The organism is Microbacterium sp. MRS-1, from assembly GCF_000585455.1.
Taxonomy (GTDB): Bacteria; Actinomycetota; Actinomycetes; order Actinomycetales; family Microbacteriaceae; genus Microbacterium; species Microbacterium laevaniformans.
This window is the reverse complement of record NZ_JAUF01000080.1, coordinates 30945-43550: the sequence shown is the minus strand read 5'-3', so window position 1 is coordinate 43550 and position 12606 is coordinate 30945. Positions and strand designations below refer to the sequence as shown.

Annotated in this window: 14 protein-coding genes and 1 pseudogene; 4 read left to right on the top strand and 11 right to left on the bottom strand. The window is 68.5% G+C overall.

Annotated elements, in window-relative coordinates; translation table 11 throughout:
- Positions 1 to 4: 4 nt before the first annotated feature.
- Entirely contained in the window at positions 5 to 793 is a 789-nt protein-coding gene (locus AS96_RS12825) for an IclR family transcriptional regulator (protein WP_005050082.1), read from the top strand.
- A 117-nt stretch (positions 794 to 910) separates the two neighbouring features.
- On the opposite strand, the gene AS96_RS12820 is transcribed toward AS96_RS12825, so the two are convergent.
- From AS96_RS12820 to AS96_RS12800, 5 genes and pseudogenes are all read right to left on the bottom strand, one after another.
- Entirely contained in the window at positions 911 to 1819 is a 909-nt protein-coding gene (locus AS96_RS12820; protein WP_036290506.1) for an alpha/beta fold hydrolase, read from the bottom strand.
- Positions 1816 to 2568: a 3-hydroxybutyrate dehydrogenase gene (locus tag AS96_RS12815; RefSeq protein WP_036290465.1), complete on the bottom strand. Its 753-nt coding sequence runs from the start codon at positions 2566 to 2568 to the stop codon at positions 1816 to 1818. The genes AS96_RS12820 and AS96_RS12815 overlap by 4 nt, the downstream gene beginning before the upstream one ends.
- On the bottom strand, positions 2561 to 3238 hold the full coding sequence (locus tag AS96_RS12810) for a TetR/AcrR family transcriptional regulator (protein WP_036290462.1): 678 nt from the start codon (positions 3236 to 3238) through the stop codon (positions 2561 to 2563). Before AS96_RS12810 ends, AS96_RS12815 begins: the two co-directional genes overlap by 8 nt.
- Positions 3225 to 4787 carry a class I adenylate-forming enzyme family protein gene (locus AS96_RS12805; RefSeq protein WP_036290503.1) on the bottom strand — a complete coding sequence of 521 codons (1563 nt, stop codon included), beginning with the start codon at positions 4785 to 4787 and terminating at the stop codon, positions 3225 to 3227. The genes AS96_RS12810 and AS96_RS12805 overlap by 14 nt, the downstream gene beginning before the upstream one ends.
- A 22-nt stretch (positions 4788 to 4809) precedes the next feature.
- Positions 4810 to 5436 (bottom strand): annotated as a pseudogene (locus AS96_RS12800) (ABC transporter permease subunit); the annotation flags it as partial.
- A gap of 326 nt (positions 5437 to 5762) precedes the next feature.
- On the opposite strand from AS96_RS12800, the gene AS96_RS12795 reads away from it, so the two are divergent.
- Positions 5763 to 6194: a MarR family winged helix-turn-helix transcriptional regulator gene (locus tag AS96_RS12795; RefSeq protein ID WP_036290459.1), complete on the top strand. Its 432-nt coding sequence runs from the start codon at positions 5763 to 5765 to the stop codon at positions 6192 to 6194.
- Entirely contained in the window at positions 6191 to 7426 is a 1236-nt protein-coding gene (locus AS96_RS12790; protein ID WP_036290454.1) for an MFS transporter, read from the top strand. Before AS96_RS12795 ends, AS96_RS12790 begins: the two co-directional genes overlap by 4 nt.
- Positions 7427 to 7756: 330 nt before the next feature.
- Here AS96_RS12790 and AS96_RS12785 read toward each other — a convergent pair whose 3' ends face one another.
- Genes AS96_RS12785 through AS96_RS12770 form a run of 4 tightly spaced genes read right to left on the bottom strand, consistent with a single transcriptional unit; the run spans position 7757 to position 10714 of the window.
- Positions 7757 to 7990 carry a hypothetical protein gene (locus AS96_RS12785; protein WP_036290451.1) on the bottom strand — a complete coding sequence of 78 codons (234 nt, stop codon included), beginning with the start codon at positions 7988 to 7990 and terminating at the stop codon, positions 7757 to 7759.
- Positions 7987 to 8199, bottom strand: a complete 213-nt coding sequence (locus AS96_RS12780; RefSeq protein ID WP_036290447.1) for a hypothetical protein — start codon at positions 8197 to 8199, stop codon at positions 7987 to 7989. Before AS96_RS12780 ends, AS96_RS12785 begins: the two co-directional genes overlap by 4 nt.
- 8 nt (positions 8200 to 8207) lie before the next feature.
- Positions 8208 to 9122 (bottom strand): XamI family restriction endonuclease, encoded by a 915-nt coding sequence (locus AS96_RS12775; protein WP_036290445.1) that lies wholly within the window; start codon positions 9120 to 9122, stop codon positions 8208 to 8210.
- Positions 9122 to 10714, bottom strand: coding sequence for an Eco57I restriction-modification methylase domain-containing protein (locus AS96_RS12770; protein WP_036290442.1), 1593 nt, complete (start codon positions 10712 to 10714; stop codon positions 9122 to 9124). Before AS96_RS12770 ends, AS96_RS12775 begins: the two co-directional genes overlap by 1 nt.
- A gap of 146 nt (positions 10715 to 10860) precedes the next feature.
- Here AS96_RS12770 and AS96_RS12765 point away from each other — a divergent pair, with 146 nt between their 5' ends.
- A complete protein-coding gene (locus tag AS96_RS12765) occupies positions 10861 to 11142 on the top strand; it encodes a hypothetical protein (protein WP_155947591.1) in 282 nt (93 codons plus the stop codon).
- A 2-nt stretch (positions 11143 to 11144) separates the two neighbouring features.
- Here the strand turns inward: AS96_RS12765 and AS96_RS12760 are convergent, their stop codons facing one another.
- Together AS96_RS12760 and AS96_RS12755 are read right to left on the bottom strand one after the other, a co-directional pair.
- Positions 11145 to 11786 (bottom strand): hypothetical protein, encoded by a 642-nt coding sequence (locus tag AS96_RS12760; protein ID WP_036290435.1) that lies wholly within the window; start codon positions 11784 to 11786, stop codon positions 11145 to 11147.
- A gap of 53 nt (positions 11787 to 11839) precedes the next feature.
- Positions 11840 to 12601 carry a hypothetical protein gene (locus AS96_RS12755; protein ID WP_155947590.1) on the bottom strand — a complete coding sequence of 254 codons (762 nt, stop codon included), beginning with the start codon at positions 12599 to 12601 and terminating at the stop codon, positions 11840 to 11842.
- Between the last annotated feature and the right edge of the window lie 5 nt (positions 12602 to 12606).

Here is a 12606-nt window from a genome sequence, read left to right as displayed (position 1 = left end):
CATCATGGACGCCTCGCGACGAACCATCCCCGGCGCACAGTCAGTGGCACGCGCGGCGGCACTCCTCCGACTCGTCACGTCGGCGGGCGAGCAGGGCCTGTCGGTCGCGGAGATCGCACGCCGCGCCGAGCTGACCCGCCCGACCGCGCATCGCCTGCTGAGCGCGCTGCGTCACGAGGGCCTCGTCGACCAGGACGAGCACTCCGGCGCCTGGATGCCGGGACCGGAGCTCTATCTGATGGGCACGGTCGCGGCATCCCGCTACGACATCACCGCCATCGCGCGCGACATCGTCCGCTCGCTCGCGGTGCGCACCGAGGAGAGCGCGTTCCTGTCGGTGCGCCGTGGCGACGAGACGGTGTGCCTCATCCGCGAGGACGGCGCGTTCCCGATCCGGTCGTTCGTCCTGTCGGAGGGCGTGCGCTTCCCCCTGGGCGTCGCCTCGGCAGGGCTGGCCATCCTTGCGTTCCTGCCGCCTCACGATGTGGACGCGTACTTCGACCGGCATCCCGAGCTCGCCGAGCGCCACGGCGCGGCGCACGCCGAGCCGCGCCTGCGCGCGCGTCTGCGAGAGACGCAGGCCCGCGGCTACGCCCTCAACCCGGGGCTCATCGTCGAGGGCAGCTACGGCATCGGGGCGGCCGTGTTCACGCGCGCAGGTCACCCGCAGTGGGCGCTGAGCCTCACGGGGGTCGACTTCCGCTTCTCCCCCGAGCGCGTTCCCGACCTCGGACGCACGCTCCTCGCCCACGCGCACCAGCTGACCACGCGCATCGCCGCCGGCGCGCGCTAGCCGCCTCCGCCGCGCCGGCATCCCCGCCGAGAAACCACCTCGACGACGAGAAACCACCGCAGCGGTGATGTGTCGAGACGCCGATGGTTTCTCGGGATGCCGCGGGACGCGGCGGAGCTACGGCGCGTGCGGGACGGAGGCGGCGAGCTGCTCCTCCACCAGCACGGCCAAGCGGTCGGCACCAGCGTGGGAGAGCACCACCGTGTAGTGGTTGAACTCCGGCCAGGCAACATGCGCGACCGACGGATAGGCCGCCAGCTGGGCGGCGAGGTGGACCGGCGGATACAGCCCGGGGATCTCGTCCTGCAGTCCCCGCGGCACAGTGACGAGGGTGGTCGGCGTGGTGAGCGCGTCGAGCGCGTCGCGCACCGTGTCACGCGTGTTCATGTCGACGGTGTCCTCGACCGTGGTGGCGTAGCTCGTCGCCGGTCGGTACGAGCCGTCGGGCTCGCGTTCGAGGTCGTACGCGAGGTAATGCTCGAGCGCCGGCGACCAGTCGTCCGCGAACGCGGGGTGCGCGCGCCAGAACGCCAGATAGTCGTCCACGTCGGCGAAGCGGCGCGAGAGCCGCGCAGCCGTCGGCCCGAGGATCGCCGCGACGAGCTCGTCCGGCGTCAGGTCGGCCGGAGCCGCCAGCGGCAGTCCTCCGTCGACGAGGAGCAGACGGGCAACCAAGTCCGGATGCCGGTGCGCGAACACGACCGACACGAACGCGCCCATGGAGTGCGCCACCACGAGGTCGGGCACGGCGTGCAGCGCCGCGCAGACAGCGGCCAGATCGTCGGCGTGGGCCGCCATGCCCGCCGCTCCCTGCACGCCGTTGCTGCGACCGCGGCCGCGCAGATCCGGCGCGATGATCCTCACGTGCGGCAACGCCTCGGCGAGCATCTCCCACGCGAGGTGCGACGAGGTGACCCCGTGGACGGCGAGGATCGTCGGGGCGCCGGGGTCGGCCTCCCACACACCGACCCGCAGCGAACCGCCGGGGACGGCGACATCGACCGCACGCACCACGCGGGTGCTCATCGCGCCGTCCACCCGCCGTCCATCGTGTAGCTGGCGCCGGTGACCATCCCGGCGTGATCGCTCGCGAGCCATCCGGCGAGCGAGGCGACCTCCGTCGGCTCGATCAGGCGCTTGATGACCGACTCGGTGAGCATGATCTTCTCGACGACCTCGTCCTCGGCGATACCGTGGACGCTCGCCTGGTCGGCGATCTGCTTCTCGACCAGAGGCGTGCGCACATACGCGGGGTTGATGCAGTTGCTGGTCACCCCGTGGGGCCCGCCCTCCAGCGCCGTCACCTTCGACAGCCCCTCCAGGGCGTGTTTGGCCGTCACGTAGGCCGACTTGTACGCGCTTGCGCGGAGGCCATGCGCACTGGAGATGTTGATGATGCGGCCCCAGCCGCGCTCGTACATCCCGGGGAGCACGGCCCGGATGAGAAGGAAGGGCGATTCGACCATGAGCCGCTGCATGAACCGGAAGCGGTCCGGCGAGAACTCCGTGATCGGCGCGACGGTCTGCACGCCCGCGTTGTTGACGAGGATGTCGGCATCCAGCGACAGGTCGTCCAGCGCCTCCGTCGCGGAGAGGTCCACGACCCACGCCTCACCGCCGAGGCGCTGCGCCACCTCGTGCGCGGCGTCGCCGTTGAAGTCGGCGATGACCAGGTGCGCGCCGCGCGCGGCGAACTCCTCGGCGCACGCGAGGCCGATGCCGCTCGCGCCGCCGGTCACGACGGCGCGACGCCCGGCGAGGTCCTGTTCAGTCATGGTCCTGTCCTCTCTCGCCGCGTGCCGCGAGCGCGTTGCGGATGAAGCGCATCATGCCGTCGATGACGGCGTCGGGGATCGCCGCCGGGGGCTGCCCCTCATAGTCGCGCTCCCACAGCAGGAAGCGCATGCCGATCAGCTCACCGGCGCCCATGAGGGCCCAGGCGGTCACCTCCGGGTCGAGACCGGCATCGACGTCGCCGGATGCCTGGGCGGCGCGCAGCCCGGCTTCGTACCCCTCCACGATGCGGGTGTAGTGCAGGCGCAGCATCTCGGGCGAGACGAACTCCGCCTCACGCACCACGCGGTACAGGGCCGGGTGCGCGGCCGTGAAGCGGAAGAACCCCTCGAAGCCGGCACGTTCGGCGTCGATGCGGTTGTCGGTGCCCGCCATGGCCTCGGCCATCGCGTGTCGCACACGCCGGTTGAGATCGACGACGAGCTCCTCGAAGATCTGCTGCTTGCTGTCGAAGTAGAGGTAGAAGGTGCCGAGGCCGATGCCGGCGCTCTCGGTGATCTTGACGATCGAGGCCTCGTGGTAGCCGAGCCGCGCGAAGACGTCCTCGGCGGCTTCGAGGAGTTTGCGGCGGGTCGCCTCTCCGCGCTTGGTCAGCGGTTTGCCGGCCGCGGAGAAAGCCGCTTCGGGCTCGAACTGCTCAACTGTGCTCACGAGCACTTCCTCTCACCATGTCGGCGGCCCGTGCGCGCAGTCGCGAACGGGCCAACTTCTCGATCGTGGACCGTGGAAGCTCGTCCACGAAGGCGACGCGCACGGGGACTTTGAAACTCGCGAGCTCGGCGCGGGCGTGCGCGAGCACCTCGTCGGTGCCGAGAGCGGCCCCCTCAGCACGCACGACGAACGCGACGCCGCGCTCGCCCCACACATCGTCCGGCACGCCGACGACGGCGGCGTCCGCCATCGCAGGGTGCAGCAGAAGTGCGCGCTCGACCTCCGCGGGGGCGACGTTCTCACCGCCGGAGATGAAGATGTCCTTGCGCCGGTCGACGATGCGGAACACGCCGTCGCGGTCGCGGTGCACGATGTCGCCGGTGCGAAGCCACGGCCCGGCCATCGCCCGCGCCGTCGCCTCCGCATCGTGGAGGTACCCGGCGAAGACGCTCGGACCGCGTACCCACAGCTCGCCGGTCGCCTCACCGCCGAGTTCGAGACCGGAGTCGGGATCGACGACCCGCACGTCCACGTGCGGGTAGGGCCGCCCAGCGGCGCCGGGGTGCGCGCGGCTCTCGGATGCCGGCAGGCACAGCACGTTGGGAGCGGCCTCGGTCAGGCCGTAACCCTGGGTGAGCGGCACACCGGCATCCGCCCACCGCGCCGCGAGCGCCGGTGGGATCGTCGCGCCGCCGACGAGCGCCTGGCGCAGCCGTCCGCGCGCGAGCGCGGCGAAGCCGGGGTCGTCGATCAGCAGCCGGTACTGGGTGGGCACCCCCATCATCGCCGTCACACCCCGCTCGGCGAGCAGCTGCAGCACCCGCCGAGGCTGGAAGGAGCGTTCGAGGACGACCGTCGCGCCGGCCCACCATGCCAGCAACGGCTGACAGTTCCACGCGGCGACATGGAACTGCGGCAGCACCGCGAGCACGATGTCCTCGGTGGTCAGCTGGGCGACACCGGCCAGCGCGAGGTTGTTCCAGAAGCAGTTAGCGTGGGTGAGGACGACGCCCTTGGGCGCGGCCTCGCTGCCGGAGGTGTAGATGACGAGAAGCGGATCGTCGTCACGGACGGCCCGGGCCGGCGCGGCATCCCTCCCGTCCCCGCGTCGCGGAACCGCGGCCTCGATACCGGTCGTTCCGAGCAGGGTCGTGGGCGGGGGTGCGTCCAGCCGCGCGAGCGCGTCGTTGGCCACCCCGAGGTACTCGTCCTCGATCGCCACGAGCGCGGGGGCCGCGTGCACGAGCGCCTCGCTCAGTTCGCGTGACGAGAGCCGCCACGACAGCGGCACCATCGCGATGCCGGCCTTCGCGCAGGCGAAGAACACCACCACGTGGTCGATCGAGTTGCCGGTGATCGTCGCGAGCCGGTCGCCGGGACCGTATCCGGCGCGCCGGAGGGATGCCGCGAGCTCGCGGGCCCGGGCTTCGAGGTCGCCGTAGCCGATGCGCACACCGCGATCGTCGATGGCGGTGCGGTCGGGTGTACCGCCGGCGCGATCGGTGAGCCAGCGGCCGATCGTGTGCGCGCCGTCGAGGTCGCCGTTCACGATCTCCACCTCGTTCGGAAGCTCACGCGCGCACCCCCGCGGGCTCCGCGACGTTCTCGTCCGCGTCGTCGATCTGGCGCAGCTGCGAGCGTGTGCGCTCGCCCCGACGACGACGCACCGCCGCATCGATCGTGCCGGCGATGCCGCCGGGCAGGAACATCACCACGAGGATGAACAGTACGCCCAGCAGGAACAGCGGCTCCGACAACGGGATGCGCAGCACGTCGGGAAGGTCGCGGATCCACTCCGCGCGCGCCAGCACCGTGAGCCGCTGGTCGAGGATCGTGTACAGCACACCGCCCACGATGGCACCCCACCGGAACCCGACGCCGCCGAGAACCACCATCACCAGCACGGTGATCGTGAGATCGGCGCCGACGGTGCTGGGCTGCGTGCCCGACTGCAGCAGCATGTACGCGATGCCGGCGAGCGAGGCGCAGAGGGCGGCGAGGACGAAGACGAGCAGCTTCGCGGTGTAGGGGCGCAGTCCGAGCACCTGCACGCGCAGCTCGTTCTCACGCACCGCCTGTGCGAGATGTCCGAGCCGCGAGCGGTCCACCCAGAGCACCACCAGGTACACCACCACCAGCACGACGAGAGTCAGCCAGTACAGATTGCGGGTGTTCGAGATACTGCTTGCCGTAGCCGGCGAGCGGACCTGTCTCGCTCGTGACGACGCCGACCGTGACCTCCGCGGGTCCGCCGCCGGCGGTCGCCGCTCCACCCGTCGTCGCGTCCTGCGGCGCGCAGGCCGAGAGGGGGAGAGCCGTCGTCGCGACGACGGCCACAAAACTCACGTGGAGCAACTTCTTCGTAACCCGCATGTGCGTGCCTTTCACCATTGGAAGGAAGACCTGAGAACCGATTCAGGTACTGCAATCATGTTCGGGCGGACGCCCCGTGTCAAACAGCGCGCACCGACGCACGGTCACGATCCGACAACCTCTTTGCATACCTCGGGTATATGCTTGCGGTATGCAACACTCCGACGACATCCTGCGACTGCTCATCGGCGCGCATGCCCTCACACGGGTGGCGGCCCTGGACACCCGCACCGACGCCCCCTCCGCCCAGTGGCGCACGCTCGTGCTCCTCCGCGACAACGGACCGCTGCGCATCGGCGACCTGGCGACGCTCTCGCGGGTCACTCAACCCGGGATGACGCGGCTGGTCGCACAGATGGCGGATGCCGGGCTCTTGGAGCGGACGAGCGACCCCGACGACTCTCGCGCAACGCTCGTCTCGGCCACAGAGTCCGGCATGACCGCCCTCGACGAGTGGCTGGAAGTGCTGAGCTCAGCCCTCGCACCGCGCTTCGCCGACCTGGACGAGGACGAATGGCACACCATCCGCCGCGCCGCGGACATCGTCAACGCGCGTACACGCGTGGCGGAGGTGGCTCGATGAACAACGCCCACACGTCCCAGAAGGTCACCATCTGGCGCCAGCCCGCTCAGGTCTGGGCCGTCGCGTTCGCGTGCGTCATCGCCTTCATGGGCATCGGTCTGGTCGACCCGATCCTTCCCGCCATCGCCGAGTCGCTGCGCGCCACACCCGTGGAGACCGAGCTGCTCTTCACGAGCTACCTCGTCGTCACGGGTCTTGCGATGCTCGTCACGAGCTGGATCTCTTCCCGCATCGGCACGAAGGCGACGCTGCTGATCGGCCTCGGCCTCATCGTCGTGTTCGCCCTGCTGTGCGCCGTGTCGGGAAGCGTCGATGCCGTGATCGGCTTCCGCGCCGGGTGGGGCCTGGGCAACGCCCTGTTCATCTCGACCGCACTGGCCACGATCGTGGGTGCAGCCTCCGGCGGCAGCGCGGCGGCGATCATCCTCTACGAGGCGGCCCTCGGACTGGGGATCGCGATCGGGCCGCTGCTGGGCGGCATCCTGGGCGAGCTCAGCTGGCGCGGGCCGTTCTTCGGCGTCGTGGCGCTGATGGCGATCGCCTTCGTCGCGGTGCTCGTTCTGCTGCGTGGCGGCGAGGAGAAGCGGACGCCGGTGAAGCTGTCCGCCCCCTTCCAGGCGCTTCGCCAGCCCGCGTTGGCGGTGCTCGCGATCGCGGCCCTCTTCTACAACATCGGCTTCTTCGTCCTGTTGGCTTTCTCGCCGTTTCCGCTCGGCTTCGGCGCGATGGGCATCGGCCTGACCTTCTTCGGCTGGGGCGTGGCCCTCGCGATCACGAGCGTGTGGATCGCCCCGATCCTGCTGCGCCGATTGTCGCGGAGCACGGCGATGCTCATCGTGCTGCCGTTGCTGGCGATCGACCTGTTCGTAGCCGCGGTCGTCGTGGCCTCGGCTGCGGGGCTGGTCGTCTGCATCATCGTCGGCGGACTGCTCCTGGGTCTCATGAACACGATCCTCACCGAGTCGGTGATGGAGGCGACCGACCTGCCACGATCGGTGGCCTCGTCGGCGTACTCCGCTGTCCGCTTCCTCGGCGGGGCTGCCGCTCCCCCGATCGCCGCTGCGCTGTGGCACGCGTTCAACGCTTCGGTGCCGTTCGTGTTCGCCGGCATCTCGGTGCTGATCTCGGCGGCGACGATCCTGATCGGCCGTCGGGCGCTCGCGCGCATCGACGCGCACGATGCGGATGCCGCGGAAGAGGCAGCCGCGGTGCTCGTGGGCGACGCGGCATAGGCCGTCCTCGCCGGAGCTTGGGGGCAGTTCGGGAGGAGATTTCACCCCGGGAGGAGCGCAACGGCGCGTTCATCCTCCGGAGGTGATTTCTCCTCCCGTTCTGCGCGCGGGCAGGGGCGTCAGCAACGACGAAGGCCCGGTCCGCGATCACTCGCGGGCCGGGCCTTGCTGTGGTGCACCCCCTGGGACTCGAACCCAGAACCCACTGATTGTACTTTTAGTGCGCCATTCGCGGCATAACGCGGTGAGAGCACCGTCTTTCCGGGACGGAGTAGCCCTCGATATGACCCTTCGCAAGGGAATCTCTGGAATAGCTCTGGAATGAGGCCATCACGACGCCTCCGGGAACTGCTCGCGAGCCTTCTCCAGGTTCACGGCCAGCCGCTCTTGGGCAGCCTCGGGTGTATCTCCGATGCCGGTGACCGTCTTGCGGAACCGCTCCGTCCCGCCATCGGCCGTCGGCCGGTCAATCCAGAATCCCATACTCGCGCGCCACACGAGACGGTCGCGCATCTTCACCTGCGTCAGGCCGCCGCTACCGCGGACGCGGCGTTGGCGCGTCACGACCTCGGCTCCTCGTTGTATCGCGCGATGCTCGCGGCAAGTCGCTCGCGCGCAGCATCCTGCGTGGGTCCGATGCCGGTGAGCGTCTTTCGGAACGGTTCGCCATCACGGTCTTGGACGAACGACACCTTCGCACGCCACACGGTCTTGTCCCGCATTTTCACCTGCGCGAGACCGACCTTTGCGTCTTCAGGGGCGTGGGCAACCATGGCGTCTCCTATCGGGCTTCCTCGACGAAGTTCTTGAATGACGTGAGGTCGTGCGACCAGAAAAGTGACAGACCGGAAGCCTGCGCCTCTAGGAGGTTCTGTGCACGGAACACTCCGGCCACGACCACTCCCGTCACGGTTGTGCCTTCACCGCCCCAGCGTCGCCACTCGTTCGCCGACCCGACCGCGTCCTTGTTCACACGCTTGTAGCTGTTCACCGAGGAGTTCGAGACCTTGCACTCCATCGGCATGTATCGACCGTCATGCAGCCCGACGATGATGTCAGCCTTCTTCGGGCCGAACTGAATCTCGCGGTAGAACTTTCCGGGCGGCGGGCCGTCCGAGAACCGTTCAATGCGTCTCCGACTCGATTCCTCGAAGCCGAGTGAGATGAGAACGTCTGCGACCTCATCCTCCTGGCCCTTCTTCGCCTGATTCCGCCGCCAGGTGCGCGTGCTCTCCGTCGCCATCAGGGAGGCGGTGGCGAGCACGGCCGCGTCGCGCTCTGCGGGCGACGGCTCCCGATTCTCTGATACCCACGCGAAGCGGCGGCGGTCGAGAACGAGCAGGACGGTCTCGACGACGCGGACCATGGCGTCCGAGTCGCTGCGCATGCGGCCGGGGCTGAGGGTCGTGTCCGCAACCGTCTTCAGGTCGTCTTCGGAGACTGGGGGCGCCCCGAGGAACCGGAGGGCGCGCAAGTACCCAGGGTGCGTGACGACTTCGAGGGCGTTGTCGGCGAGCAGAGACATATCCGTCGTCAGCTCCAGGAAATCTTCGACGTACCCGCGGGCCTCGTCGAAGTCTTCGCCGTACTTCTCCAGCGGCTCCGTGGTTCGCTCCTCGATGAAGACTCGCTGCGAGTCTGACGCGAGCTGTTCAAGCTCTTCGAGGGTCCACTGACGGGGCTGGAGTGAAGGCATTACGTCGTAGCTTCCAGTTCTTCGAGGGATGGAACGAGAAGCCGTTCCATCTCTTTCGGCTCGAACTTCGTCAGGCCACCCGCGTAGCGGCGTCCCTGCGCGAGGGACACCGCCGTGCGGAGGTGCGCGGCCAGCTTGTCGAGGACGGCATCGCTCATCTGCTGACGTGGGTACAACCCGTGAGCGATGTTGATGTGGCGGGCAGAGGCATCGTTGCGGACGAAGGCGGGCGGACGGCGGGCCATGTAGGTCGCGAGCACGGGCGCGGGGTCGCGGAGCGAGACGCTCCACCATGCGCGGCGCTTCGACGCGACGTAACCACTCGGCACCTTCGCCGCCTTCGCCTTCCGGACGAACCGGTCTACGCGCTTGCGGTCGGCCGCATCGAGTACGTCAAGGTCTTCGGGGAGACCAACGACGACGCGCAGCGAGTCAGCGCTCGACAGCCGCTCCCCCGCCGCGAACAGCTCGCGTGCCTTCGTCACCGCGGGGTAGAGCACGTCCTCTGGGAGGTCGAGTCCGAGGCGCTGCTGCACCCACACGTCGTTCGCGCCGGTGACGGCGCCGCGGTGGACTCGCGCCAGCTCACCGAGTTCGATGAGACCTTCGGGGATGTCCGCTCCGGTGCGCAGGAAGACAGACCAGCGGTTTGCCTCGGCCAGACGCTCGCGCGTCACGACTCGGCCGGTGTTCAGGCGCCCGAGTTCACCAGTGGACGAGATGGAGCGGAACCGAAGGCTCTCGGGCTTCTTGCCGATGACGAAGCCGGTGATGGCAGCGGTGGTCTGCGCGTCCGCGAACGGCTGCGCCTCCGCGTCTATGACGTGGATGTCGGTCCCGCCGAAGTCGTTGAGCAGGAGGTCACGCAGGACGGACCCGTAGTTCACATCCAGCCACTCGGCCGAAGTAACGAACGCACCATAGTCGCCGGGGCGCGCGTGCTCCGCCGTGGCCAGGAAGAAGTGAATGTGCAGACCGGCGAGCTTCGAGGCGCGGAGGCCGTGCTTCGCGGCGACGAGCGCGAGCCAGTTCTTGCCCTTCTCGTCGATGTCGTGGTGCCGCACATACGGAGGGTTGCCGATGTAGAGCGTGCTCCCGCTGATGCGCGGCAGCTTCGCCTTGCGGTAGTCGCCGAGCATCACGGTGGCCCGGTCGGCGAAGCCAGCGGCGCTGAGCGAGGCACGAAGCATCAGGGTCGCGAGCGGGTCGATGTCGAGTCCGACGAGGGTTGCATCGGGGAACACTCGCGCCGCCGCGAGGAGGTACCGGCCGGAGCCGACGCCGGGGTCCACGATGCGCTCCGGCTTACCGTGGTCCACCGCCCAGTGCAGCATCGCTTCGACGATGGCGTTCGGCGTGTACGTCTGACCCTTGGGACGACGGTCGGCAGGCGAGACGATGCTCGTATAAGCGTCCCCGAGCGGGTCGAGACCCGCCTCGATGTCCTGGCGGAGACGCCCTACCAGCGTGTCAGGCAGAGCTGCGTCAGACGCGCGGTCGAGGAGCGCACGCTCTTGCGGTCCGACCGCGCCGAGGTCGCCGATGAGGGCTGCGCTAGCGGCGGCGATGTCATCCGTCGTGCGCAGGTCCATGTGTTCTATCATCGCTGACTCCAGTCCTAGAGAAACGCCACGACACGGCACGAACCGACGCGACGTGTCGCGTCGAGCGTACGAGCAAGCTCCGACACCGGTCGAACATTTGTACTAGGCCGTCGGACGGACGTATCGTCGTGCTCGTGGTGCAGCACTGGTCTCCGATGTCGCAGCTTCAGCGCGGCGTCGAGCAGGGTACGTGGCTGATGTTCGACCGGTCGAAGCGCATCGCGATACTGCGGGTCGTCCCCATCCGTGGGACCGACCGTTCGCTGATTCGGTCAGTCACTTACCACTCCGACCCGGCACAGCGTCAGCTCATCGGATACTTCCCGAACGACGCGGTAGGTCTGAAGCTCGCCGCTGTCATCACCTGGCAGGAGTGGATACGCGCCGCCGGACCGTCGCGGAGCAACCGGAGGTGAGGTCACTCGCGGCGCATGAAGCTGTCGAGAACGTCCACCAGTTCGTCGGTGCTCAGATACGGGCGGTTGCCTCGGGCGTCGCGCACGAACGATGCGGGGACGCGCTCGTCGCGCAATGCATCGAGCACCTCCAGGTCGCAGGCGTCGATGTCGTGCACGAAGTCAGGAGCCGCAGCGTCCAGCAACTCCGCCAGCCCAAGCGCATCGCACTCGTTGACGTAGGCGACAGCTTCGAGCGTCTCCAGCCGCTCCTCATCGAGGACGCGGACATCCACCAGCAGCTCACGCGTCTGAACGACGAGCGGCGCCATGTGCTCGCACTCGTGGTCGGGGTCCAAGCTCGCAACGAAGCACATCGCGGCGTCGCTTAGCCACAGCCGGACGAGACCGACCCTGTGCGCGACCACCAGGCCGTATCCGCGTGAGGGAAATCGAACGTCGATAGGACGCGGGTCCACGGACTCCCCGAGCACCGCGGCCCATCGCTCTGCGAGCCTTTCAGCCTCGTGGGCGCAGCGGTGCACTCGGTCGTAGATGTCGTCCGTGGCGCTGAGTCGCGCACCGTCGAGGTGGAACAGAGCGTCGCGCAGGCGCGTGATGGTCTGAACGATGAGGTGGGATGCGGGGTGCTCGTGTCGTGTCATGCCTGGTCTGTAGGCGGCTGGCGACACCGCAGCGTCATTGCTGTGGCGTGCCGTTATGTTTCGAGGGCGCCAGCGGCGTACTCGACGGCAATACCGTCTGTGAACCAGTGGACGATGGCGGCTGCGTCGTGCGTCCGTTCAACCAGCTGACTGGCGTACTCAACGAACGGCCGGTCGCGCGCCGCGTTGAGGAACACCGCGAAGTTGTCTTCGACGCTAAGCGGAAGCGGCGCTCCACTCTCCCCGCGTCTGAGAGCGAGCATGTACCGCAGGCTGAGGTCTGTACCCACACGCACCATGTCGTTGAAGTGCCCCAGGTCGCGGTCCGAAGCGTGCCACCAGCCGTTCAGAAAGTCGTACCACGTCGCACCCAGGATGCTGTTGAAGGTCGCGCCCCTTGTGCCGCCCGTGGCGTCGGCCTCGACGCCGGTGAGACAACGGTCGAGCGTCTCGACTCGCAGGTCACCGTATGTGGCCAACGTCATCTCAACGTCAACGTGGCGAATGCACTCGAACTCCTCATCATGGTCAACGGCGGTCACGCGCCAGTCACGTCCTGAGAGCCGTTCAAATCTGGCGTGCCTGCTGTGAACGGCCCATGCTGCTCGTCCGGCGGCGATTGACGCGTGTTCCGCGCAGTCCGACGAGTCCTCATCGAAGTGGACTGTCGTCACGAACCGCGGCGCAGACGCGAGGAGCGGGCTTGCTGCGCAGTCTAGGAAGGCGTCGTCTTGGAGGTTCACCATCCGCCCCGCTTCAATCTCCTGGCGGGTCCAGATGAGCTGTGTCGTGAAGTCGTACTCGGATTGGCCCATGCTCA